The 22,085-nt window shown below is 71.4% G+C and carries 21 protein-coding genes and 2 tRNA genes; 19 read left to right on the forward strand and 4 right to left on the reverse strand.

The window, feature by feature from the left end:
• Positions 1 to 48 precede the first annotated feature (48 nt).
• The 9 genes from narH (at position 49) to QMC84_RS17445 (ending at position 9,840) form a co-directional block, all read left to right on the forward strand.
• The gene (narH, locus tag QMC84_RS17405; RefSeq protein ID WP_300376871.1) at positions 49 to 1,794 is read left to right on the forward strand and encodes a nitrate reductase subunit beta; all 1,746 of its coding nucleotides are present in this window, start codon (positions 49 to 51) and stop codon (positions 1,792 to 1,794) included.
• A complete protein-coding gene (gene narJ, locus QMC84_RS17410; protein WP_300376873.1) occupies positions 1,791 to 2,501 on the forward strand; it encodes a nitrate reductase molybdenum cofactor assembly chaperone in 711 nt (236 codons plus the stop codon). The genes narH and narJ overlap by 4 nt, the downstream gene beginning before the upstream one ends.
• A 2-nt stretch (positions 2,502 to 2,503) precedes the next feature.
• On the forward strand, positions 2,504 to 3,232 hold the full coding sequence (narI, locus tag QMC84_RS17415; protein WP_300376875.1) for a respiratory nitrate reductase subunit gamma: 729 nt from the start codon (positions 2,504 to 2,506) through the stop codon (positions 3,230 to 3,232).
• The gene (locus QMC84_RS17420) at positions 3,225 to 3,680 is read left to right on the forward strand and encodes a hemerythrin domain-containing protein (RefSeq protein ID WP_300376877.1); all 456 of its coding nucleotides are present in this window, start codon (positions 3,225 to 3,227) and stop codon (positions 3,678 to 3,680) included. Before narI ends, QMC84_RS17420 begins: the two co-directional genes overlap by 8 nt.
• A gap of 279 nt (positions 3,681 to 3,959) precedes the next feature.
• A complete protein-coding gene (locus QMC84_RS17425) occupies positions 3,960 to 5,186 on the forward strand; it encodes an arginine deiminase (RefSeq protein WP_300376879.1) in 1,227 nt (408 codons plus the stop codon).
• A 103-nt stretch (positions 5,187 to 5,289) separates the two neighbouring features.
• Positions 5,290 to 6,024, forward strand: a complete 735-nt coding sequence (locus tag QMC84_RS17430) for a pseudouridine synthase (protein WP_300376881.1) — start codon at positions 5,290 to 5,292, stop codon at positions 6,022 to 6,024.
• Between the two features lie 240 nt (positions 6,025 to 6,264).
• Positions 6,265 to 7,395 (forward strand): serine/threonine protein kinase, encoded by a 1,131-nt coding sequence (locus tag QMC84_RS17435; protein ID WP_300376883.1) that lies wholly within the window; start codon positions 6,265 to 6,267, stop codon positions 7,393 to 7,395.
• 81 nt (positions 7,396 to 7,476) lie between these two features.
• Complete coding sequence (locus QMC84_RS17440) at positions 7,477 to 8,487, forward strand: DMT family transporter (RefSeq protein WP_300376885.1); 1,011 nt, start codon at positions 7,477 to 7,479, stop codon at positions 8,485 to 8,487.
• Positions 8,488 to 8,568: 81 nt separating this feature from the next.
• Positions 8,569 to 9,840: an MFS transporter gene (locus QMC84_RS17445; protein ID WP_366145763.1), complete on the forward strand. Its 1,272-nt coding sequence runs from the start codon at positions 8,569 to 8,571 to the stop codon at positions 9,838 to 9,840.
• A 63-nt stretch (positions 9,841 to 9,903) separates the two neighbouring features.
• Here QMC84_RS17445 and QMC84_RS17450 read toward each other — a convergent pair.
• Positions 9,904 to 9,979: transfer RNA gene (locus QMC84_RS17450), tRNA-His, on the reverse strand.
• 46 nt (positions 9,980 to 10,025) lie between these two features.
• Positions 10,026 to 10,694: an oligoribonuclease gene (gene orn, locus QMC84_RS17455; RefSeq protein ID WP_300376889.1), complete on the reverse strand. Its 669-nt coding sequence runs from the start codon at positions 10,692 to 10,694 to the stop codon at positions 10,026 to 10,028.
• Positions 10,695 to 10,770: 76 nt separating this feature from the next.
• Between orn and QMC84_RS17460 the strand changes: the two genes are divergently transcribed.
• The 7 genes from QMC84_RS17460 (at position 10,771) to QMC84_RS17490 (ending at position 15,605) form a co-directional block, all read left to right on the forward strand.
• On the forward strand, positions 10,771 to 11,256 hold the full coding sequence (locus QMC84_RS17460; RefSeq protein WP_300376891.1) for a MauE/DoxX family redox-associated membrane protein: 486 nt from the start codon (positions 10,771 to 10,773) through the stop codon (positions 11,254 to 11,256).
• The gene (locus tag QMC84_RS17465) at positions 11,256 to 11,990 is read left to right on the forward strand and encodes a thioredoxin domain-containing protein (protein ID WP_300376893.1); all 735 of its coding nucleotides are present in this window, start codon (positions 11,256 to 11,258) and stop codon (positions 11,988 to 11,990) included. The genes QMC84_RS17460 and QMC84_RS17465 overlap by 1 nt, the downstream gene beginning before the upstream one ends.
• Before the next feature lie 182 nt (positions 11,991 to 12,172).
• Complete coding sequence (locus QMC84_RS17470; RefSeq protein ID WP_300376895.1) at positions 12,173 to 13,219, forward strand: adenosine deaminase; 1,047 nt, start codon at positions 12,173 to 12,175, stop codon at positions 13,217 to 13,219.
• Between the two features lie 159 nt (positions 13,220 to 13,378).
• Entirely contained in the window at positions 13,379 to 14,032 is a 654-nt protein-coding gene (locus tag QMC84_RS17475; RefSeq protein ID WP_300376897.1) for a response regulator transcription factor, read from the forward strand.
• Positions 14,033 to 14,091: 59 nt separating this feature from the next.
• Positions 14,092 to 14,316: a hypothetical protein gene (locus tag QMC84_RS17480; RefSeq protein ID WP_300376899.1), complete on the forward strand. Its 225-nt coding sequence runs from the start codon at positions 14,092 to 14,094 to the stop codon at positions 14,314 to 14,316.
• 107 nt (positions 14,317 to 14,423) lie between these two features.
• A complete protein-coding gene (locus tag QMC84_RS17485; RefSeq protein WP_300376901.1) occupies positions 14,424 to 14,837 on the forward strand; it encodes a hypothetical protein in 414 nt (137 codons plus the stop codon).
• Between the two features lie 84 nt (positions 14,838 to 14,921).
• Positions 14,922 to 15,605 (forward strand): DUF6766 family protein, encoded by a 684-nt coding sequence (locus QMC84_RS17490; RefSeq protein WP_300376903.1) that lies wholly within the window; start codon positions 14,922 to 14,924, stop codon positions 15,603 to 15,605.
• 30 nt (positions 15,606 to 15,635) lie between these two features.
• Here the strand turns inward: QMC84_RS17490 and QMC84_RS17495 are convergent.
• A tRNA-Arg gene (locus tag QMC84_RS17495) sits at positions 15,636 to 15,709 on the reverse strand.
• A 141-nt stretch (positions 15,710 to 15,850) separates the two neighbouring features.
• Complete coding sequence (locus QMC84_RS17500; protein ID WP_300376904.1) at positions 15,851 to 17,293, reverse strand: aminopeptidase P family protein; 1,443 nt, start codon at positions 17,291 to 17,293, stop codon at positions 15,851 to 15,853.
• A gap of 68 nt (positions 17,294 to 17,361) precedes the next feature.
• On the opposite strand from QMC84_RS17500, the gene QMC84_RS17505 reads away from it, so the two are divergent.
• From QMC84_RS17505 to QMC84_RS17515, 3 genes are all read left to right on the forward strand, one after another.
• Positions 17,362 to 18,495 (forward strand): PrsW family intramembrane metalloprotease, encoded by a 1,134-nt coding sequence (locus tag QMC84_RS17505; protein WP_300376906.1) that lies wholly within the window; start codon positions 17,362 to 17,364, stop codon positions 18,493 to 18,495.
• Positions 18,492 to 20,210: a dynamin family protein gene (locus tag QMC84_RS17510; RefSeq protein ID WP_300376908.1), complete on the forward strand. Its 1,719-nt coding sequence runs from the start codon at positions 18,492 to 18,494 to the stop codon at positions 20,208 to 20,210. Before QMC84_RS17505 ends, QMC84_RS17510 begins: the two co-directional genes overlap by 4 nt.
• Before the next feature lie 73 nt (positions 20,211 to 20,283).
• On the forward strand, positions 20,284 to 21,939 hold the full coding sequence (locus QMC84_RS17515) for a GTPase (protein WP_300376910.1): 1,656 nt from the start codon (positions 20,284 to 20,286) through the stop codon (positions 21,937 to 21,939).
• The last annotated feature ends 146 nt before the right edge of the window (positions 21,940 to 22,085 follow it).

The raw sequence follows: 22,085 nt of genomic DNA on the forward strand, positions 1-22,085 counted from the left end.
CGCTCCGAAACTCCGCGGGGGCCTCGACGCCTCGGAAGGTTGTGACCGATGAAGGTGATGGCCCAGATGGCCATGGTGATGAACCTCGACAAGTGCATCGGGTGCCACACCTGCTCCGTGACCTGCAAGCAGGCGTGGACCAACCGGACCGGGACCGAGTACGTCTGGTTCAACAACGTCGAGACGCGGCCCGGGCAGGGCTACCCCCGGACGTACGAGGACCAGGAGGAGTGGAAGGGGGGATGGGAGCTCAACAGCCGCGGCCGGCTCAAGCTCAAGGCCGGCGGCCGGCTGAAGAAGCTCGCGACGATCTTCTCCAACCCGAAGCTGCCCTCGATCCAGGACTACTACGAGCCGTGGACCTACGACTACGCCACGCTCACCGACGCACCCGCCCAGGAGCACACGCCGGTCGCGCGGCCGAAGTCCCTGCTCACCGGCAAGAACATGAAGATCAAGTGGTCGTCGAACTGGGACGACGACCTCGGCGGCTCCGCGGCCACCGCGAAGTACGACCCGATGCTCAAGAAGATCGCCGACAAGGTGAAGTTCGAGTTCGAGCAGACGTTCATGTTCTACCTGCCGCGGATCTGTGAGCACTGCCTCAACCCGTCGTGCGCGGCGTCCTGCCCCAGCGGCGCGATCTACAAGCGCGCCGAGGACGGCATCGTGCTGGTCGACCAGGACCGCTGCCGCGGCTGGCGGATGTGCGTCTCGGGCTGCCCGTACAAGAAGGTCTACTTCAACCACCGCACCGGCAAGGCGGAGAAGTGCACGTTCTGCTTCCCGCGCATCGAGGTCGGTCTGCCGACGGTCTGCGCGGAGACCTGCGTCGGCCGGCTGCGCTACATCGGCCTGGTGCTCTACGACGCCGACCGGGTGCTGGAGGCCGCCTCGGTGCCCGACGAGCACGACCTCTACGAGGCCCAGCGCTCGATCCTGCTCGACCCCGACGACCCCGAGGTGGTCCGGGCCGCCGAGGCCGCCGGCATCCCGGCGGACTGGATCGACGCCGCGCAGCGCTCGCCGATCCACGCCCTGATCAACAAGTTCAAGGTCGCGCTGCCGCTGCACCCGGAGTACCGCACCATGCCGATGGTCTGGTACATCCCGCCGCTCTCACCGGTCATCGACGTGGTCCGTGACACCGGCGAGGACGCCGAGGACACCGGCAACCTGTTCGCGGCGATCGACGCGCTGCGGATCCCCATCGAGTACCTCGCCGAGCTCTTCACGGCCGGCGACGTCGCCCCGGTGGACCGGGTCCTCAAGCAGCTGGCCGCGATGCGCTCCTACATGCGCGACATCAACATGGGCCGTGAGCCGAACCCGGCGATCCCTGCGGCGGTCGGCATGACCGAGGAGGAGATGTACGACATGTACCGGCTCCTCGCGATCGCCAAGTACGACGAGCGCTACGTGATCCCGGCGGCCCACTCCGAGCAGGCGCACTCCCTCGAGGAGCTGGGGACCGAGTGCGCGGTCTCGGAGTACGGCGGCGGTCAGCAGGACCTGTTCGGCGAGGGCTCCGGCGTGCCGACGCCGATCGCGGTCGAGAACTTCCAGATGCTGCAGAACCGGCAGACCGCGGATACCCTCGCCAGCCCCGACGACAAGGGCTCGCGGGTGAACCTGCTCAACTGGGACGGCCGGGGCAAGCCCAGCGGCCTGTTCCCGCCGCGCCCCGACGGCCCCGGTGAGGTGGCCGAGGGGAGCACGCCGGACACGAGCCATGACGGGGAGACCGGTCCGGGCGGCACGGGTGGGCTGACCGGAGGGGCGGACTTCCGATGAGTCGCCGCTCCACCAGGACCGCCCTGTCACCCGAGCAGCTCACGATCGCCTGGCAGTCGGCGTCGCTGTTGCTCGGCTACCCCGACCAGGACCTGCTCGACCGGCTCGAGCTGGTCCGACGGGCCTCGCACGAGCTGCCCGGGACGGTGGGGGAGCCGTTGCGCGAGACCGTCGCCCGGCTCGACGGCACCCCGCTGACCGACCTGGAGGAGGAGTACGTCGACACCTTCGACAGCCGGCGCCGGCACAACCTCTTCCTCACCTACTTCGCCCACGGGGACACCCGGAAGCGTGGCGTGGCGCTGCTGCGGTTCAAGCAGACCTACCTCGCCTCGGGCGTGGAGCTCTCCGACGAGGAGCTGCCGGACCACCTGTGCGTCGCGCTCGAGTTCGCCGCGACGGTGGACCAGGAGTCCGGGCGGCAGCTGATCCTCGACCACCGCGCCGGGCTCGAGCTGCTCCGGCTGTCCCTGGTCGACGCCGGCTCTCGGTGGGCGGGGGCCGTGGAGGCGGTCACCGCCACGCTGCCACCGCTGCAGGGTGACGAGATCGAGGCGGTCCGGCGGTTGGCAGCCGAGGGTCCCCCGGAGGAGGAGGTCGGGCTCACGCCGTATGCCACGCCCGGCTTCGACCCCGGCCCCGCCCAGCCCGCCCAGCCCGACCAGCCCGTCGCGCTGCCGATGCCGTCGTTCCCCGGAGGACGCTGACCATGGACACCTTCCTGTGGGTGATCGTGCCCTACCTGTGCCTCACGACGTTCGTGGTCGGGCACTTCTGGCGCTACCGCTACGACAAGTTCGGCTGGACCACCCGGTCCTCCCAGCTCTACGAGGACCGGCTGCTGCGGCTCGGGTCGCCGCTGTTCCACTTCGGCATGCTCGGCGTGGTCGGCGGACACATCATCGGGCTGCTCCTCCCGCAGTCGTGGACGGACGCGGTCGGCATCAGCCACGAGGCGTACCACGTCGTCGCGGTGACCGGTGGCCTGATCGCGGGCGTGATGACCGTGGTCGGCATGGTGATCCTGATCTACCGGCGCCGCACCGTCGGACCCGTGTTCTCGGCCACGACCGTCATGGACAAGGTGATGTACGCGTTCCTGGCCGCGGCGATCGTGCTCGGGATGTGGAACACCGTGGCAGGGTCGGTCATGACGGTCGGCGGCGAGTACAACTATCGGGAGGGCGTCTCGATCTGGTACCGCTCGTTCCTCGCCTTCCAGCCCGACGCATCGTTGATGGGCGACGCGCCGATCGGCTTCCAGCTGCACGCCCTGGTGGCGTTCGGGCTGTTCGCGTTGTGGCCGTTCACGCGCTTGGTGCACGTGTTCAGTGCTCCGGTCGGCTACCTGACCCGGCCCTACATCGTCTACCGGGGACGTGACGAGCTGCTCGGCAGCCACCGCCCGCGGCGCGGGTGGGACGACTCGCGTGTGTGAGCATTGCGGCTGCCGTGGCGTCGAGCCGATCGCCCAGCTCATGGACGAGCACCTCGCGCTGCTCGACGTCGGCGGGGAGATCCGCCGTCATCTCGACACCGGTGACCGTCGCGGCGCCTGGCAGCTGCTCGCCCGGCTCGCGCACGACCTGGGACACCACGTGGACCGGGAGGAGCGCGGCCTGTTCCGGGCGCTGAAGGACCAGGGCGACTTCGGCGACGCCGTCGCCGAGCTGGAGGGGGAGCATGCCGACTTCGACGAGGCGCTCTCCGACCTCGGCCTGGAGGACGGCGACCTCGAGGCGCGCGTCGAGGAGCTGCTGGACCACCTCTCGGTGCACATCGACAAGGAGAACCTCGGGATCTTCCCGGTCGCGGTCGTCACGCTCGGAGCGACCGGCTGGGACAGGATCGCGGCCGTGCACTCCGAGGTGGTCGGCAGCGCCTGATCGAGCCGTCCGCGGACGAGGACGTTCGTCCCGGCGGCCGGTGACGTGGGCCCCTGCCCGGGCGCCCGGGCCACCCGCATGGTGGGGGCACGCGCAGTCGTGGACCGCCGACCGGTCGCCCACATCCGCTCCAGGGCCGGTGCCGGGTGTCCTGCGCGTGCCACTGTCTTCGCCGGGCGCCGTCCTTGGAGGACCCGAGCGCTCTGACCGAGCGCCCATCAGGCGACCGACGCTGCCCGCGGCACCGACCCCCGGGCCGGTCGCGAAGGAGGCATCCTCATGAACACCCTGCACGTCGACTCCGAGGTGGGTCGTCTGCGACAGGCGATCCTGCACCGGCCCGACCTGGAGATGAGACGGCTGACCCCGACGAACAAGGACGAGTTCCTGTTCGACGACGTCTTGTGGGTCGACCAGGCTCAGCGCGAGCACGACGCGTTCGCCCGGACGCTGCGCGATCTCGGCGTCCGCGTCCACCTGCTCGACGAGCTGCTCAGCGAGACCCTTGCGATCCCGGAGGCCCGCAAGCACATCCTCACCGAGTCCCTCGACGAGCGGGTCTACGGCCCGATGGCGCTGGACGCCCTCTACCAGCTCTTCACCGACATGGAGGACCGGGAGCTGACCCGGCTCCTGATCGGGGGGATCACCAAGCGCGAGCTGCTCGAGCGCATCCCCGAGCCGCCGTCGTTGGTCGTGCAGGCGCTCGGCCTGGACGACCTGCTACTCCCGCCGCTGCCGAACCACCTGTTCACCCGCGACACGTCCGCGTGGATCTACGACGGTGTGTCGGTGAACTCGATGCGCAAGCGGGCGCGGATGCGCGAGACCGTCCACTACGAGGCGATCTACCGCTGGCACCCGTTCTTCGCCGGCACCGGGTTCAACGTCTGGGGCGATGGATCGACGAACGGCCAGGCCACCACCGAGGGCGGAGACATCCTGGTTCTGGGCCGCGGCGCGGTCCTGGTCGGGATGAGCGAGCGCACCACCCCCGCGGGCGTCGAGCGGTTGGCCCGTCGACTGTTCGCGTCCGGCCGGGCCCGCAGGATCGTTGCCGTCTCGATGCCGCACAAGAGGGCGTTCATGCACCTGGACACCGTGATGACCATGGTCAACGAGGACACCTTCACCAAGTACGCCGGCCTCGGGATGCTGCCGTCGTACACCGTCGAGCCAGGCGCCAGCGAGTTCGAGCTCGCGGTCACCGCCCACGCCCCGGACCAGATGCACGACGCCATCGCCGCCGCACTCGGCATCGACCACGTCAACGTGCTCACCCCGACCCAGGACGTGCACGCCGCCGAGCGGGAGCAGTGGGACGACGGCAACAACGTGCTCGCCGTTCGGCCCGGGGTCGTCGTCGCCTACGAGCGCAACCTCACCTCGAACACGTTCCTGCGCCGCAACGGGATCGAGGTCGTGACCATCCAGGGCAACGAGCTCGGCAGGGGCCGGGGCGGCCCGCGCTGCATGAGCTGCCCGATCGAGCGCGACGGGATCTGAGGAGGCTCCGGACGCCAGTCCGGACGCACGGTCGGGCCCTCCGCCCGCGTGCCGGGGTCGTTCGTCCCTGGGCGGAGGTGCCTGGCCCTGACACCGTCGAGGCATGACAGCCATCGCGGCGAACCCTGTCAGGTTGGACAAGGCTCTCGCGCGCTCCGGTGCGGGCTCGCGTCGCGTCTGCGACCAGCTGATCATCGCGGGGCGGGTGAGCGTCGACGGAGTCGTCGTCACCAACCCCCTGACCAAGGTGGATCCGGCGGTCACCCCGATCACCGTCGACGGCAGCCCGGTCGACACCGCCCGTGACCTGCAGTACGTCGTCGTGAACAAGCCGCCGGGCGTGGTCGCCACCATGCACGACCCGCTGGGGCGGGCCTGCCTCGGCGACCTCGTCGGTCCCGCGAACCGAGGGCTCTTCCATGTCGGACGGCTGGACGCCGAGACGGCTGGGCTGCAGATCCTGATGAACGACGGCGCTCTGGCCGGCCGGTTGACCGCTCGCGCGCTGACCCGCACCTACCTCGCGCAGCTGCCGGGGCCGGTCCCGCCCGGGCTCGAGGCCCAGCTGCGTGCGGGAGTCGTCGTGGACGGCGCCCGACTCGGCGTGGACGACTTCCGGGTCGTGGTCAGCGCCCCGCGCTCGAGCATGGTCGAGATCTCGCTGCGCGAGACCACGAAGCGGGGGGCCCGCCGGCTGCTGATCGCGCTGCACCAGCCGCCGCAGCGCCTGGTCTGCGTCCGGGTCGGCCCGGTCCTGTTGGGGGACCTCGAGGCCGGCCGGTCGCGATCGCTCACGGAGGTGGAGTTCCATGCCCTGCTGCAGCTTGCGCGGGAGTGACGGCCCCGGGACCAAGGTCCCCGGAAATTGCGGGTCGTCCTCCTCTGTATCCGGGCGCGCCGACGGACGAAGGTGTGGACAACGCGCAGACGTGGACCGCCGACCGGTCGCCCACCATCCGCTCCAGGATTGGTGCAACCGTGTCCGTCTCCTGCGCGTTCTCGCATTTCTCGTGGCGCCCGTCCTGGAGGAGTCCAACCAGCTCCCGATCGGGAGCGCATCCAACAGGAGAGTCACGCGATGACCAAGATCGTCAACTCGTGGAACGACTTCGACCCGCTCAAGCACGTCATCGTCGGACGGGCGGACCACAGCTGCATCCCGCCGGAGGAGCCCGCCACCTCGGAGAAGGTCCCGATCGACAGCCCGATGCGCGGCAGCTGGGGACCCCGGCCGCTCGAGACCGTCGAGAAGGCCAACGCCCAGCTCGACAACCTCGTGAAGATCCTCGAGGAGCGCGGCGTGAAGGTCGACCGGCCGACGCCGCTGCAGTGGAACGCCCCGGTCAACACGCCGGACTTCCGCACCGAGTCGATGATGACCGCGATGCCCCCGCGCGACGTACTGCTCACCATCGGCAACGAGATCGTCGAGGCCGCGATGTCGTTCCGCTGCCGCTACTGGGAGTACCTCGCCTACCGGCCGCTGCTCGAGCGGTACTTCGACGAGGACCCCGAGTTCCTGTGGAGCCAGGCGCCGCGGCCGCGCCTGAGCGACGCGTCGTACAAGCACAACTACTACGACGAGCAGATCTCGCTCGAGGAGCGCCTCGAGCGCACCGCGGCGAAGGACTTCGTCACCACCGAGAAGGAGATCCTCTTCGACGCCGCCGACGTGCTGCGCCTCGGCAAGGACCTGTTCATCCAGCACGGCCTCACCACCAACCGCAAGGCGATGGAGTGGTTCAAGCGGCGCTACCCGGACCTCCGGGTGCACGCGGTGAACTTCCCCGGCGACCCCTACCCGATCCACATCGACGCGACCTTCGTGCCGCTGCGTCCGGGACTGATCATCAACAACCCGCACCGTCGCCTTCCTGACGACCAGCGCGCGGTCTTCGAGAAGAACGGCTGGGAGATCGTCGACGCGGCGCAGCCGGCGCACACCGAGCCCCCGCCGCTGTGCTACAGCTCGGTCTGGCTGTCGATGAACTGCCTGGTCCTGGACCACAAGACCGTGATCGTCGAGGGTTCCGAGGTGCACCAGCAGGAGCAGATGGACAAGCTCGGGATGAACGTGATCCCGATCGACTTCCGCGACGCCTACCCCTTCGGCGGCGGCCTGCACTGCGCGACGGCCGACGTGAACCGCGAGGGCGACTGCGAGGAGTACTTCACCGACACCGCCTTCGGTGACGTCACTCTCGTCTGACCAGCGGGCTCCCGGGTGCCGCCGTGGCGGCACCCGGGAGCCCAGCCCCACGCCACCCAGCGCTCGATCCGAAGAGGCATCATGACCACCACGTCGATCCCCCGGCCGGGAGCCCCCGCGGCCCCCGGCCAGCTCCACGTCAACAAGAACCTCGGCTTCGCCACCATGGCGGTCTCGGCCACCCTGATGGGCTTCGTCGGGTACTTCGCCCGGCACATCTCGACCACCGGCGACGTGATCGCGTTCTTCCGGATGCTCGCCGGCGCGACCGGCTGCCTGTTCATCCTGGCGTTCGCCCGTCGTCTCCCGGCCCTGCGGTCGACCCGGCTCTCACCGGCGATGATCGTCGGCGGCATGGCGCTCGGCACCTGCCTGGCGGCGTACGTGTCCGCGACCAAGTTCACCTCGCTCGCCAACGCGGTCTTCCTGATCTACACCGGTCCGTTGATCTCGGCCATCCTGGCCGCGATCTTCCTCAAGGAGCGGATCAAGCCGCTGACCGCCCTGTTCCTCGGGCTGGTCTTCTTCGGGATGATCCTGATCCTGGGCCTCGTCAGCATCGACGGCTCGGGCGTCTCCGTCGGCCTGTCCTTCTCCGGGGACACCTTCAAGGGCGACATGCTCGGGCTGCTCTCGGGCGCCGGCTACGGCCTGTTCCTGTTCCTGTCGCGCTACCGCACTGACGTCGCGAGCGACGTGCGCGGCTTCTACAACTTCGTGTTCGGCGCGGTCGGCATCGGCATCATCTTCCTGTTCTCCGGACCGAGCCTGGCCGACATGGACGGCTCGAGCTGGGTGTGGCTGATCGTGATGGCCGCGCTGATCGGCTTCGGGGCTCTCGGCCTGCTGACCGTCGCCGGCCGGCACCTGCGAGCGGTCGAGCTCTCGACGGTCTCCTACTGGGAGTGCGTCGTCGGTGCCGGTGTCGGCGTCGTCGCGTTCTCCGAGGCGCTGAGCGTGATGCAGGTCGTCGGCGGTGCCTTCATCGTCGTAGGTGGCATGGGCGAGGTCGTGTCCAGTCTCCGTCGGGGGCGTCGGCAGGTTGACGGGCCGCCCGCCGATCCGGCCTCCGCCGCGCGACTCCCGGGCTGACGCACCCGACGGGCGCGCACCGTGAGCGAGGTAGCCGTTCTCCCCGGTGGGGGGGCAGGAGAGGCCGTCGACCGGCGGTCATTGCACAAGGCGGCCACTGCCAGCTTCATCGGCAACTTCGTCGAGTGGTTCGACTACGCCGCCTACGGCTACCTCGCCACGGTGATCGCGGACGTGTTCTTCCCGGACTCGGACCCGACCACGGCGCTGCTCGCGACCTTCGCCGTCTTCGCGATCTCGTTCGTGGTCAGGCCGATCGGCGGCATCTTCTGGGGCCACGTCGGGGACCGATACGGGCGCCGGGCGGCACTGTCGGTCTCGATCCTCATCATGTCGGGGGCCTCGTTCGCGATCGCGCTGATCCCGGGCTACGCGACGATCGGCCTGGGGGCGCCCGCGCTGCTGCTGGTGGCCCGCCTCTGCCAGGGGTTCTCGGCCTCCGGTGAGTACGCCGGAGCGTCGGCCTTCCTGGCCGAGTACGCGCCCGACCGCCAGCGTGGGCTGTACACGAGCATCGTCCCGGCGAGCACCGCCGCCGGGCTGCTTCTCGGATCGGTCCTCGCCACCGTGTTGCACGCGTTGCTCAGCGATGCGGCCCTCGAGAGCTGGGGGTGGCGGCTGCCCTTCCTGCTCGCCGGGCCGTTCGGGCTGATCGGCCGCTACATCCGGCTGCACCTCGAGGACACCCCGAGGTTCCGGGAGCTGTGCGCGCGCCGTCAGGCGGCCGTCGAGGTCGCCGAGCGGTCGCCGATCCGGGTGCTGCTGAGCACCCATCGTCGCGCTGTCGTGATCGCCTTCGGTGTCACCTCGCTGAACGCGGTCGCGTTCTACTTGCTGCTCAGCTACATGCCGACGTACCTGACCACCGAGCTCGACCTCGGCGAGACGACGGCGTTCCTGTCCTCCTCGATCGCGCTCACCGTGTACATCGGGGCGATCTTCGGCATGGGGCGGCTCTCGGACCGGTGGGGCCGGCGCCGGATGCTGATCTCCGCGTCGGTGCTCTTCGTGCTGGCCTCGGTGCCGCTGTTCGCATTGGCCGGTCGCGTCGGGGTGGTCCCCCTGGTGGCGATCCAGGTCGCCTTCGGGGTGATGCTGACGATGAACGACGGGACGCTGCCCGTCTTCCTCTCGGAGATCTTCCCGACCTCGGTGCGCTACAGCGGCTTCGCGTTCAGCTTCAACTCGGCCAACGCCCTCTTCGGGGGCACCGCACCGCTCGTGGCGACGGCCCTGATCGCTGTCACCGACAGCGTCCTGGCGCCTGCGTGGTACCTGACCGCGGTGGCGGCCCTGGCGCTCGTCGCGATGCTGGCGAGCCGGGAGACGGCGTACGACGCCCTCCCCGAGTGAGCCGACCGGCCCCGAAGGCGATCGGGCCCCCGGCCAGCTGACTGGTCGGGGGCCCGATGTGCCTGGGGTGAGTGACGGGACTTGAACCCGCGGCCACCTGGACCACAACCAGGTGCTCTACCAGCTGAGCTACACCCACCATGAGCGATCCCGAGGTGTCGGGACCGACCGAAAGTGTAGGGGAACTACGGCTGATCCGCAGAATCGGCCCCCGTCTCGGACGCCGGCTCCGAGGCCTCCGCGCCGGAGAGCCCGGTGAGCGAGCCGCCGTGCTTGAGGGCGATCGTCCGCGCCGCGTCGCTGTCGGGGCCGGGGGACGGCACGAAGACCGCGTCGCGGTAGTAGCGCAGCTCCTCGATGCTCTCCTGGATGTCGGCGAGGGCCCGATGGTTGCCGCGCTTGGCCGGCGCCTGGAAGTACGCCCGGGGGTACCACCGGCGCGAGAGCTCCTTGATCGAGGACACGTCGACGATCCGGTAGTGCAGGAAGGTCTCCAGGGTCGGCATGTCCCTGGCGAGGAACGCCCGGTCGGTCGCCACGGTGTTGCCGGCCAGCGGTGGGCGGCTGCCGTCGGGGCAGAACTCCTTGATGTAGGACAGGACCTGCTCCTCGGCGTCGTCGAGCGAGATCCCGGAGTCGAGCTCGCGCAGCAGCCCGGACTGCTCGTGCATGTCCCGGACGAACTCGTTCATCTGGTCGAGAGCCTCTGCGGGCGGTTTGACGATCAGGTCGACCCCGCTCCCGAGCACGTTGAGGTCGAAGTCGGTGACCAGCGCGGCCACCTCGATCAGGGCGTCGGCCCGCAGATCCAGGCCCGTCATCTCACAGTCGATCCAGACGAGTCGTTCGTTCACGGCAGCCACCCTAGACCCGAGCGTGGGACGGCCCTGCTCTCAGTCAGTGTTCAGCCTCGGGCTCTAGGGTCGCGACGTGGCGACGAGGGTGACGGGGTGGCTGGGTCTGCTCGCGCGCCTGGTGACCGGTGGCGTCTGGATCGCGGCCGGCGCCGTGAAGCTGCCGGACCCCGCCCAGAGCGTCGACGCCGTACGCGCCTACCAGCTGCTCCCCGCGTCGCTGGTCGAGCCGGTCGGGCAGCTGCTCCCCGTGGTCGAGATCGTGGTGGGTGCGACCCTGGTCCTCGGCCTGCTGACCCGCGCGTCGGCCCTCGTGTCCGCGTTGCTGTTCGTGGCGTTCATCATCGGCATCGCGTCGGTGTGGGCCCGCGGCATCACCATCGACTGCGGTTGCTTCGGGGGCGGGGGCTACGACCCCGACGCGGCCTCGAAGTACCCCTGGGAGATCGCCCGCGACGGCGCCCTCCTGCTCGTCTCGTTGTTCGTCGCCTGGCTGCCGTCCACGCGCCTGGCACTGGACTCGGTCCTCTTCGGCCGGGTCCCCGAGCCCGAAGGACCCTGATGTCGAAGAAGAGCCGTCCCGTCGGTCGCGCCGAGCGCGCGGCAGCTGCAATGCATGAGCAGCAGCAGCAGGAACGCCGGCGCCGCAACCTGATGGTCGGCGGGGTCGTTCTCGCGCTGCTCGTGATCATCGTCGGCGGGTACTTCCTGTCCCGAGCGCTCGACACGTCCAAGGACGTGCAGGCGCCCGCCGCGGGGGGAAGCAAGTACGGCCTGACCATCGGCCCGGACGACGCCCCCCACGACGTCGTGATCTACGAGGACTTCCTCTGCCCCTACTGCGGGCAGCTCGAGGACGCGAGCCGCGACGACCTTGCCAGGCTCGCCGCGGACGGCAAGGTGCAGGTCGAGTACCGCCCCTTCAACCTGCTCTCCACGATCGGCGACTACTCCGAGCGCTCCGCCGCCGTCTTCGCGGTCGTCCTCGACAAGTCCGGTCCCGACGTGGCCAAGAAGCTGCACGACCTGCTGTACGAGAACCAGCCGAGCGAGTCCGGCCCGTTCCCCTCGGACGACGACCTGATCAAGCTCGCCGTCGAGGCGGGCGCCGACGAGGCCGAGCTGAAGAAGGGCCTCGCCGCCGGCGACGGCAAGGCGTGGGTGGGCGACGCGACCCAGGCCGCCCTCGACGCCGGCGTCCGCGGCACCCCGACGGTGCTGCTCGACGGCAAGGTGTTCCAGGACGGTCGGACGATGGACGACCTCGCCTCGAACCTGGTCGACAAGATCGGCTGACCCGCAGCGCCGGCATGGATCCGGGGTCTCGACCGGCTCGAGCGGTCCCCCGGGACGTCAGACGGACGGTGTCGCCTGCTGCGCCGCCCGCCTGACGTCCCGAGGCCCTCCGCGGACCGGCGGGGCTGATCGAGGCGTCGGGATTTTCCGCTTCCGTGCCCCGCGCTGGGAGACTCCGTCGGGTGAGCACCAGCGACCCCCTCGCCACCTTCATCGCCGGACTGCCGAAGGCGGAGCTGCACGTCCACCACGTGGGATCCGCCTCACCGCGGATCGTCTCCGAGCTCGCCGAGCGGCACCCGGGCACGGTTCCGAGCGACCCGGACGCCCTGCGCCGCTTCTTCGAGTTCCGCGACTTCGCGCACTTCGTCGAGGTCTACCTCGCGGTCGTCGACCTGGTCCGCACCCCCGAGGACATCCGCTACCTGACCCACGAGATCGGGCGGGAGATGGCCACCGGCCAGGGCCTGCGGTACGCCGAGCTGACCTGCACGCCGTACACCTCCGTGCGACCGCACGAGCTCGGGAAGGGCATGCCGATCGAGGCCTACACCGAGGCCATCGAGGATGCCCGCGTCGCCGTCGAGCGCGACTTCGGGCTGGTGCTGCGGTGGATCTACGACATTCCCGGGGAGGCCGGCCTGCCCGCGGCGGACGCCACCCTCGCGTACGCCCTCGACCACCGCACCGACGCGCTGGTCGGCTTCGGGCTCGGTGGCCCGGAGATCGGCGTCCCCCGCCCGCAGTTCCGGCCGCACTTCGACGCAGCGCGCGCGGCCGGCCTGCACAGCGTGCCGCACGCCGGGGAGACGACCGGTCCGGAGACGGTCCGGCACGCGATCGACCTGCTGGGCGCCGAGCGCATCGGGCACGGCACGTCGTCGGCCCAGGACGCGGAGCTCCTCGTGCTGCTCGCCGAACGTGGGATCCCGCTCGAGGTGTGTCCCTCCTCCAACGTCGCGACCCGGGCGGTGGCGGCCCTGGACGAGCACCCGATCCGGGCGTTCCGCGACGCCGGGGTCGTCGTGACCGTCAACTCCGACGACCCGCCGATGTTCAACACCACGCTGAACCGCGAGTACGAGGTGGCGGCGGACCTGCTGGGCCTCGACCAGGCGGGGGTGGCCGAGCTGGCGCGCACCGCCGTACGCGCGTCCTTCGCCGAGCCTGACGTGCAGTCGCGCATCCTCGGGGAGATCGACGCGTACGCCGCGTCCGGGTCGGCCTGACCCTCGCCCTGCCAGGTCCCGGAAAGGAATAGGCCCCGCGAGCTCATACCAAGCGGGGCCAGCACCTTTGTATCCCGAATGCGTGCTGATTCCGGGGATTGGCGCGCGTGTCGACCGCATCACACTGACGTCCATGGGACGGCGGCATAGGGTGACGCCATGCCCAGCTCACCGATCCGGGTCGCGATCGTCAACGACTACGAGATCGTCATCGCAGGTGTCGCCGCGATGCTCGCCCCCCACCACGACCGCGTCGCGGTCGTGGAGCTCGACTCGCAGCTGCCGGTCATCAGCGACGTGGACGTGGTCCTCTACGACACCTTCGGCCAGGTGCAGGGCGACGCGGTCGACCTGGAGGACCTGCTCGCCGGCGACACGGCGCCGGTCGTGATCTTCAGCTGGAACCTGCAGCCCGACCTCGTGCGGCGCGCGCTCGAGCACGGGGCCGCCGGTTACCTCTCCAAGGGCATGAGCGCGGGCGAGATCGTGGCCGCGATCGAGGCGATCCACCGCGGGGAGACCGTGTCTCCGCCGCCGTCCGCGGAGACCGTGGACCGGGACGTGAGCGGGGTGTGGCCCGGCCGCGAGGTCGGACTCACGGCCCGCGAGGCCGAGGTGCTGGCCCTGATCACCCAGGGGTTGAGCAACCAGGAGATCGCCCAGCAGACCTACCTCTCGATCAACTCGGTGAAGACCTACATCCGCACCGCCTACCGCAAGATCGAGGTCACCCGGCGCGCGCAGGCCGTCGCCTGGGGCATGACACACGGGTTCACGCCCGACCGCGGGCGCAGCGTGGCGACCGGTCGCTGAGGGGCCCTGCCCGACCACCTGGTGGGAATGCCCGTGCCGCGGGCGGGTACCCGACCGGCATGGGAGATCGAGAGCGCACCAAGCAGCCGGTGGAGGAGCTCCGGGCCGTCGACACCGACGCGGTCCCGGACGAGGAGGGGATCTCGGACGCCAGCGCGGCCGAGACGCTGGACGAGTCGCCGGAGGAGCACGTCAACCGCCCCGACCAGGAGGACTTCGACCCGGCGGAGCGCGAGCAGTACCAGCACCCGATCGCCGAGGCCGACCGTCCCGAGGACCGCTGAGTCCCGCCGGACGCCGCCACCCACGCACACCCGCAGGCCGCTCGCGGCCGGAAGCGTCGACGTACCTCGTCCGTTTGGGTCCGGCTCGATGCGGGCACCTCAGGACCATGGTCCGAGCGCGGGGGAGCAGCGTCGCGACAGCGGTCGTCGGCCTGGTCGTCCTGGTCTCGGTCGCCGGCTGCGCTAACAGCCAGGACGGGGAGGTCCGGCGGGTCGCCGACTCGTTCTACGCCGCCGTCGGGTCCCACGACGGCGGCGCCGCCTGTGACGCCCTCGCGCCCGGCACCGTCCAGGAGCTGGAGGAGTCGGCCGAGGCGCCCTGCCGGGAGGCGATCCTCTCCGAGGACCTGCCTGGAGCGGGGGCGGTCGGCTCGGTGCATGTCTTTGGCACGACGGCGCAGGTCCGCTACGGCGACGACACGGCGTTCCTGTCCCGGTTCCAGTTCGGGTGGCGGGTGATGGCGGCGGCCTGTCGGCCGCAGCCGCACGGCCCCTACGACTGCCAGGTCAAGGGAGGGTGACGTGCGCGTCGTGTTCTTCGGCTATCTCCTGCTGATCTCGTCCGGCCTGCTCTACCTGATGGTCATCGCCCTGAGGCACGCCTGATGGGCCGGGCCGTGCGGACCTTCGTCCGGGAGAACTCCCTCAGTCTGTTCTTCGGGATGCTGTTCGCGGCCTCGCTGGTCGGCCAGGCGTTCGCGGGGTGGCACCAGTTCAACGCAGACCAGGTGGCGGAGGGCCTCGGCAGCATCGGCCTGGGCTCGTACCTCACGTCGGCTGACTTCGCGGTGGACGTCGCGGAGAACTGGCAGAGCGAGTTCCTGCAGTTCTGGCTCTACCTCACGGCCACCGTCTGGCTGGTCCAGCGTGGCTCGCCGGAGTCCAAGGAGCTGGACAAGGTCGGGCGGGAGTCCGACGAGGACCAGCTGGTGGGGGAGTACGCCCAGGACGACTCGCCCTCATGGGCACGCGGCGGCTGGCGGACCCGCGTGTACTCGTCCTCGTTGGCGATGGTGATGGGCGTCATCTTCCTCGCCTCCTGGTCGGTGCAGTCGGTCGCCGGCTGGGCGTCGTACAACCAGACCCGCCTGGAGCGCATGCAGGACCCGGTCAGTTGGGGCTCCTACCTGCTCAACGCCGACTTCTGGAACCGGACGCTGCAGAACTGGCAGAGCGAGTTCCTGGCCATCGCGACGATGGCGGTCCTGGCGATCTACCTGCGGCAGCGCGGGTCGTCCCAGAGCAAGCCGGTCGGCGAGGCGCACGCAGCGACCGGGGTCGACGGCTGAGCGTCGGCCGGCAGCGGCACGATCTGAAGGCGCCCCCGGCAGGACTCGAACCTGCGACCGGCGGATTAGAAGGCCGCTGCTCTATCCAGCTGAGCTACGGGGGCGGGGAATCGGAAGTGCAGTCGGGACACCGTGGGTACAACCTCGGTGTCGTTCGACGGCATCGCCAATTCGCCGTCAGTATGCCGCAGCAGCCCCAAGCGCGCTTGGTCGGTCCGTGGTCATCGACCGGCCGACCGGCGCGCTCAGCGGCGAAGCGCGCCCATCCACTCCTCGACGTCCCCGGAGGTGCGGGGGAGTGCGGCGGAGAGGTTCTGAGGCCCGTCGGCGGCGACCAGGATGTCGTCCTCGATCCGGATGCCGATGCCGCGCAGCTCCTCGGGCACCAGCAGGTCGTCCTCCTGGAAGTACAGGCCGGGCTCGACGGTGAGCACCATGCCCGCAGCGAGGGTGCCCTCGGCGTACGCCTCCGGAGCCGCCTGGCCACAGTCGTGCACGTCGAGACCGAGCATGTGGCTGGTGCCGTGCAGGGTCCAGCGGGCGTACACCCGGCTCTCGGGGTCGAGCGCCTCCTCCGCGGAGACCGGGAGGAGCCCCAGGCCCTCGAGGCCGTGCGCCAGCACCTCCATCGCGGCGTTGTGGATCGAGCGGAACGGCTGGCCGGGGACCGCGGCCGCGATGCCGGCCTCCTGGGCGGCGTGCACGAGGTCGTAGAGCTCGCGCTGCAGGTCGGTGAAGCGGCCGTCGACCGGCAGGGTCCGGGTCACGTCGGCGGTGTAGAGCGACCGGTTCTCCACGCCCATGTCGAGCAGCACGAGCTCGCCGGGCGTGATCTGGCCGGAGTTCTCGATCCAGTGCAGCGTGGTGGCGTGCGAGCCGCCGCCGACGATCGAGTCGTAGCCGATGTCGTTGCCCATCGCCCGGGCGCGACGGAAGAAGGTGCCCTCGATCCAGCGCTCGCCGTAGCGCAGCACGTCGGCCCACTCGCGCACCGAGTCCTCGAACCCGAGCGTGGTGATGTCGCAGGCCTCCTGGAGCTGCTCGAGCTCCCAGTCGTCCTTGACCAGCCGCATCTCCGAGACGACGCGGGCGAGCTCGGAGTCGCGGGCCTCGTCCGGGCTCACGGCTGCGTCCACCGCTGCGGACACGCCGCGCAGGACCCGGGTCTTCCCTGCGCCCTGGAGGGCGGCGGGCAGGTCGTCGAGGTGGCGCACCGGGAGGCCGAGCGAGTCCGACATCTCCTTGAGCGACGGGCGGCGCCCGGCCCAGAGCTCGCCGTACTGCCGGTCCCGGAAGAACTCGTCGGTCTCGCGCGACGAGCGCGGCCGGGCGTACAGCACCGGCTCACCGTCGGCGACGACGAGGACGGCGTCACTGGTCTGGTTGCCCGAGAAGTAGGCGTGGGCGGTGTCGGGGCGGAACCGGTAGTCGGTGTCGTTGGCCCGGACCTTGAAGGTGCCGGCCGGGAGCACGAGGCGCTCACCGGGGAACGCCTCGGCGAGCCGGGCCCGGCGGAGCGCCGCCGGAGCGGCGACAGGCTCGACCGGCAGGTCGAGCTCGCGATCGCCCCAGCCCTCGCGCATGAACGCGGCGTACGCGGCCGGGACCGCCGGGTCGTGGGACTCGGTGTGCGGCGCGGCGGGCTGGGTGGACGGGTCGGTGCCCTCGGGAGGGGTCTGCTCGCTCACGCGCCCACTCTACGCCGCGCGCCGCCACGACCACGGCCGCGCCGACCTCCCCCGATAGGCTGCCGTCCATGCCTGGTGCCCGCCGCGACCGTGCGACCTCGTCGGTCGCGTTCGCGGTCGTGGTGACCGTGCTCGTGTGCCTCGGCGCGCTGGCGATCCTCGCCCTGCTGGTCTTCTCGGGCGCACCCGGCTCGCTGGCCCTGGCGACCGTGCTGGCCGCGCTGCCGGTCGGGCCGCTGGTGGCCTGCTACCTGTGGCTGGACCGCTACGAGCCGGAGCCGCGCACCCTGCTCGCCGCCGGCCTGCTCTGGGGCTGCTTCGTGGCCACCGCGGCCGCGCTGCTCATCCAGGGCGTGGGGGGCTTCGTGGTCTCCTTCACCGACAACCAGAGCCTCGCCGTCGTCGCGCCGGTCACCGAAGAGGCGAGCAAGGGGCTCTTCCTGCTGCTCCTGCTGTGGTGGCGCCTGGCCGAGCTGGACGGCGTGCTCGACGGCATCGTGTACGCCGGCATGGTCGGCATCGGCTTCGCCTTCACCGAGAACATCCTCTACCTGGCCGCGGCGTACAACGGCACCGACGGCGCGGGCCCCGGCGGCACCGAGGCGCTCACCGCCACGTTCGTGGTGCGCTGCCTGTTCAGCCCGTTCGCCCACCCCCTCTTCACTGCGTTCACCGGCATCGGCGTGGGCCTCGCCGTCAACTCCCGCAGCCACGCCGCCCGCATCCTGTGGCCGCTCGGCGGGTACGCGGGTGCTGTGGTCGCACATGCCGTCTGGAACACGTCGACGGTCTACGGGTTCGACAACTTCGTCATCGCGTACGTCGTGCTGATGGCGCCCGCCTTCGTGGCGCTGGCCGGCTTCGCCGTGTGGGTGCGCAGCTCGGAGCGCCGGGTGCTGGCGGCCGCCCTGACCGACGCCGCGCGCCGCGGCCTGATGCCGGCGACCGACATCGGCTGGGTGGTCGACCTCGGAGCCCGGCGCCGAAGCCGTGCCTACGCGCGCCGAGTGGGTGGCCGCGATGCGGAGCGCGTGGTGCGCGACTACCAGCAGGCCGCCATCGAGCTCGGCTTCCTGCACTACCGGTTCCTGCGCGGCACCCCGCCGCCGGACTACGCCGAGCGCGGACAGCAGTTCCTCCAGCGGATCGCGGCCCTGCGGCCGTCGATCGCCTTCCCCGGACAGGTGGTACCGACCCGATGAGTCTCTCCCGCGACGAGAGCGACCAGATGGACACCCGGATGCTCACCGCCCTGGTGCAGCTGCGGGGCGCCCTCCAGGCCGCGCGGCTGCCGCTGGACGTCCCGGGCGTGGAGGAGCGGCGTACGTCGCGACAGCAGATGATCGACCAGCTCGAGGACTACGTCATCCCGCGTCAGATGACCGTCGACGCACCCTTGCTGGTCGTCGTCGGCGGCTCCACGGGCGCCGGCAAGTCGACGCTGGTCAACTCGCTGGTGGGCCGACGGGTCACCGCCTCCGGCCTGCTGCGGCCCACGACGCGCTCGCCCGTGCTGGTGCACCACCCCGACGACGCGACCTGGTTCGGCCAGGACCGGCTGCTCCCCGACCTGGTGCGCACGGACCACGCCACCGACGACCCGCACGCGCTGCAGCTGGTCGCGTGCGAGACCGTCCCCGAGGGGTTGGCCGTCCTCGACGCCCCGGACGTCGACTCGGTCGAGGAGCACAACCGCACGATCGCCGCCCAGCTGCTCGCGGCGGCCGACCTGTGGCTGTTCGTGACCTCGGCCGCCCGCTACTCCGACCAGGTGCCCTGGGACTACCTGCGCCAGGCCGCGGAGCGCTCCACGGCCGTCGCCGTCGTCCTCGACCGCACCCCCGCCGACGCCGTGCAGACCGTGGCCGCGCACCTGGCCCGGATGCTCGCCAGCCGCGGCCTGAAGGACTCGCCGCTGTTCACCGTCAACGAGGCCCCGATCACCGAGGACGGGCTGCTCGCGGCCAGGGAGGTCGCCGACATCCGCGGCTGGCTGACCGCGCTGGCCGAGGACGGGGACGCCCGCGCGCTGGTCGTCCGGCAGACCCTCGACGGCACGATCCGGGCCCTCGGCCGACAGACCCACCAGGTCGCCGACGCCGTGGCGGCGCAGCTCGAGGCGGCGGCCGACCTGCGGGCGCGGGCGAACGAGGCGTACGACGACGCCGCTGCCGGGCTCGTGCGGGAGTCCGGTGACGGCACGCTGCTGCGCGGGGAGGTCCTGGCCCGGTGGCAGGAGCTGGTCGGCACCGGCGAGCTGCTGCGCAGCCTCGACAACCGCGTCGGCCGGCTGCGCGAGCGGGTCGTCAGCGCGGTCAGGGGCACGCCCCAGCAGGCCGACCGCGTGCTGCTGGCGGTCGAGGCGGCCGCCGAGGCCCTGGTGCTCGACCACGCAGAGTCCGCGGCCACGCGCGTGCACACCGCCTGGGCGGAGTCCGACGTGGGCCCGGGGCTCCTGGCCGGCCGCGACGACCTCGGCAGGGCCGCGGGCGACCTGCGCCGCCGAGCGGAGTCGGAGGTGCGCGCCTGGCAGGAGGAGGTGCTCGACCTCGTGCGCGCCGAGGCCGCCGACAAGCGCACCAGTGCCCGCTTCCTCGCCTATGGCGTGCATGGTCTGGGCGTCGCCCTCATGGTCGCGACGTTCCGGCGCGGAGCGCCCGTGGCGGACGACCTGGGGCGGACCCTGCTCGACGCGGTGTTCGGGGACGCGACCGTGGCCGCGCTGATCGAGCGTGCGGGGGCCTCGCTGGAGCGCCGCCTCACCACGCTCGCGGAGTCCGAGCGCACCAGGTACGTCGCCGTCCTCGACGGCCTCGACCTGCCGGCGGCGGCTCCCGACCTGCTGCGGGCGGCCTCGCGCCGGATCGACGACCGGAGGTTCGAGCAGGCCCGGTCGGGAGTCGAGCCCACGTCGTGAGCACCCAACCCCCTAGGGTGGGTATCGAACTGTCCCACCGCTGCACCCCGCCGCTGCCGGGTCGAGGGAGAACATGACGTCCTTGCTCGAGGGGGCCAAGAAGCTGGTCACCCGAGGTACCGACATCGGTGCCCGCATCGAGGGCCTCGACGCCGCGACGTACGCGGCGCGCGGCCGCCTCGACGACGGGTTGGTCGCCGAGGCGCAAGGGGTCGTCGACCGGGCGGCCGGGCGGCTGCGGCTGTCCGCGACCCACACGGTGGTCGCCATCGGCGGCGCCACAGGCTCCGGCAAGTCCTCGACGTTCAACGCCCTCACCGGCCTCGAGCTCTCCGCCGTCGGCGTGCGCCGGCCGACCACCTCCTGGGCCTCGGCGTGCGTGTGGGGGCGGGACGGCGCCGAGGAGCTGCTCGAGTGGCTGGGCATCCCGCCGCGGCACCAGACCACGCGGGACTCCATGCTCGACTCGGGCCGGCGCGGCGCCGACTCCGAGCTGGACGGCGTGGTGCTCCTCGACCTGCCCGACCACGACTCCACCGAGGTCGCCCACCACCTCGAGGTGAACCGGCTGGTCGACCTCGCCGACCTCCTGGTCTGGGTCCTGGACCCGCAGAAGTACGCCGACGCGGCCATCCACGACCGCTACCTCGCGCCCTCGGCCGAGCACCAGGACGTGATGCTGGTCGTCCTGAACCACATCGACACGGTGCCGGAGGAGCGCCGCTCGTCGATGCTCGACGACGTACGCCGGCTCCTCGACGCCGACGGTCTCGACCGGGTCCCGGTGCTGCCGGTCAGCGCCCGGAACGGCACCGGCATCACGGAGCTGCGCACCGAGATCGCCCGCCGCGCCGGCGAGAAGCGGGCCACCCGGTCGCGGATCGACGCGGACGTCAAGGCGGCCGCGACCGAGCTGTCGGTCGCCTCCGGCGACGCGCCGACCCGGATCCTCTCCCCGGAGCGGGTCACGGCCCTCGACGACGCGTTCGCCGAGGCTGCCGGGGTGCCCACCATCGTCGACGCCGTGGAGCGCTCGTCGCGGATGCGCCTGGGTCGCGCCACGGGCTGGCCCGTGCTCACCTGGCTCGCCGGGATCAAGCCCGACCCGCTGCGGCACCTCGACCTCGACCTGGGCGCCGATGGCCGCCAGCTCTCGGGCCGGGCGCGCACGGCCTCGCCGCAGACGGCGCAGGTGCAGCGCGCGCGGGTCGACACCGAGGTCCGGACCCTTGCCGACGACGTCTCGAGCGGCCTCGCCACGCCCTGGGTGGAGGCGGTGCGTCGCGCGTCCGTGTCCCGGCTCGACGACCTGGGCGACCGGCTCGACGGCGCCCTCGCGGACGCCGACGTCGGCACCGGCCGGCTGCCGTTCTGGGCCGGCCTGGTGCGGGTCGTCCACTGGCTCCTGCTCGCCGCGAGCGTCGTGGGGCTGGTGTGGACCGGCGTGCTCGCCGGCTCCGGCAAGCTCCAGGACAACGACACCCCCCAGATCGCCGGCGTCGCGCTGGCACTGGTGCTGCTCGTCGGCGGGGTCGGGCTCGGCCTGCTGCTCGCGCTGCTGTGCCGGATCGGGGTGGCCCGGGCCGCGCGCCGGCGCGCCGAGGCGGCCGACGAACGGCTGCGCGGCGCGGTCGCGGAGGTCTCCCACGAGCTGGTCGTGGACCCGGTGGAGATCGAGCTGGCCGCCTACACCGCGGTCCGCAACGGGCTGACCCGCGCCCTCGCCTGACGCCCGCTCGCCCGGTCGCCCGACCCGCCCGTCGTCCACAGCACAGGTTCCGGCACCGGTCTCCACAGCGTCTCCCGCCGTACCGTCCGAGTGTCGGCGCGGCCGCCCAGCCTCGATCAGGGACAACCCCGACCGAGGCAAGGAGA

This window comes from Nocardioides sp. (genome assembly GCF_030019515.1).
Lineage (GTDB): Bacteria > Actinomycetota > Actinomycetes > Propionibacteriales > Nocardioidaceae > Nocardioides.

What these genes read in the sequence shown, in the direction of transcription:
- narH (WP_300376871.1), top strand. Translation starts at nt 49, where the DNA reads ATGAAGGTGATGGCCCAGATGGCCATGGTGATGAACCTCGACAAGTGC.
- narJ (WP_300376873.1), top strand. Translation starts at nt 1,791, where the DNA reads ATGAGTCGCCGCTCCACCAGGACCGCCCTGTCACCCGAGCAGCTCACG.
- narI (WP_300376875.1), top strand. Translation starts at nt 2,504, where the DNA reads ATGGACACCTTCCTGTGGGTGATCGTGCCCTACCTGTGCCTCACGACG.
- QMC84_RS17425 (WP_300376879.1), top strand. Translation starts at nt 3,960, where the DNA reads ATGAACACCCTGCACGTCGACTCCGAGGTGGGTCGTCTGCGACAGGCG.
- QMC84_RS17430 (WP_300376881.1), top strand. Translation starts at nt 5,290, where the DNA reads ATGACAGCCATCGCGGCGAACCCTGTCAGGTTGGACAAGGCTCTCGCG.
- QMC84_RS17435 (WP_300376883.1), top strand. Translation starts at nt 6,265, where the DNA reads ATGACCAAGATCGTCAACTCGTGGAACGACTTCGACCCGCTCAAGCAC.
- QMC84_RS17440 (WP_300376885.1), top strand. Translation starts at nt 7,477, where the DNA reads ATGACCACCACGTCGATCCCCCGGCCGGGAGCCCCCGCGGCCCCCGGC.
- QMC84_RS17465 (WP_300376893.1), top strand. Translation starts at nt 11,256, where the DNA reads ATGTCGAAGAAGAGCCGTCCCGTCGGTCGCGCCGAGCGCGCGGCAGCT.
- QMC84_RS17475 (WP_300376897.1), top strand. Translation starts at nt 13,379, where the DNA reads ATGCCCAGCTCACCGATCCGGGTCGCGATCGTCAACGACTACGAGATC.
- QMC84_RS17480 (WP_300376899.1), top strand. Translation starts at nt 14,092, where the DNA reads ATGGGAGATCGAGAGCGCACCAAGCAGCCGGTGGAGGAGCTCCGGGCC.
- QMC84_RS17485 (WP_300376901.1), top strand. Translation starts at nt 14,424, where the DNA reads ATGGTCCGAGCGCGGGGGAGCAGCGTCGCGACAGCGGTCGTCGGCCTG.
- QMC84_RS17490 (WP_300376903.1), top strand. Translation starts at nt 14,922, where the DNA reads ATGGGCCGGGCCGTGCGGACCTTCGTCCGGGAGAACTCCCTCAGTCTG.
- QMC84_RS17505 (WP_300376906.1), top strand. Translation starts at nt 17,362, where the DNA reads ATGCCTGGTGCCCGCCGCGACCGTGCGACCTCGTCGGTCGCGTTCGCG.
- QMC84_RS17510 (WP_300376908.1), top strand. Translation starts at nt 18,492, where the DNA reads ATGAGTCTCTCCCGCGACGAGAGCGACCAGATGGACACCCGGATGCTC.
- QMC84_RS17515 (WP_300376910.1), top strand. Translation starts at nt 20,284, where the DNA reads ATGACGTCCTTGCTCGAGGGGGCCAAGAAGCTGGTCACCCGAGGTACC.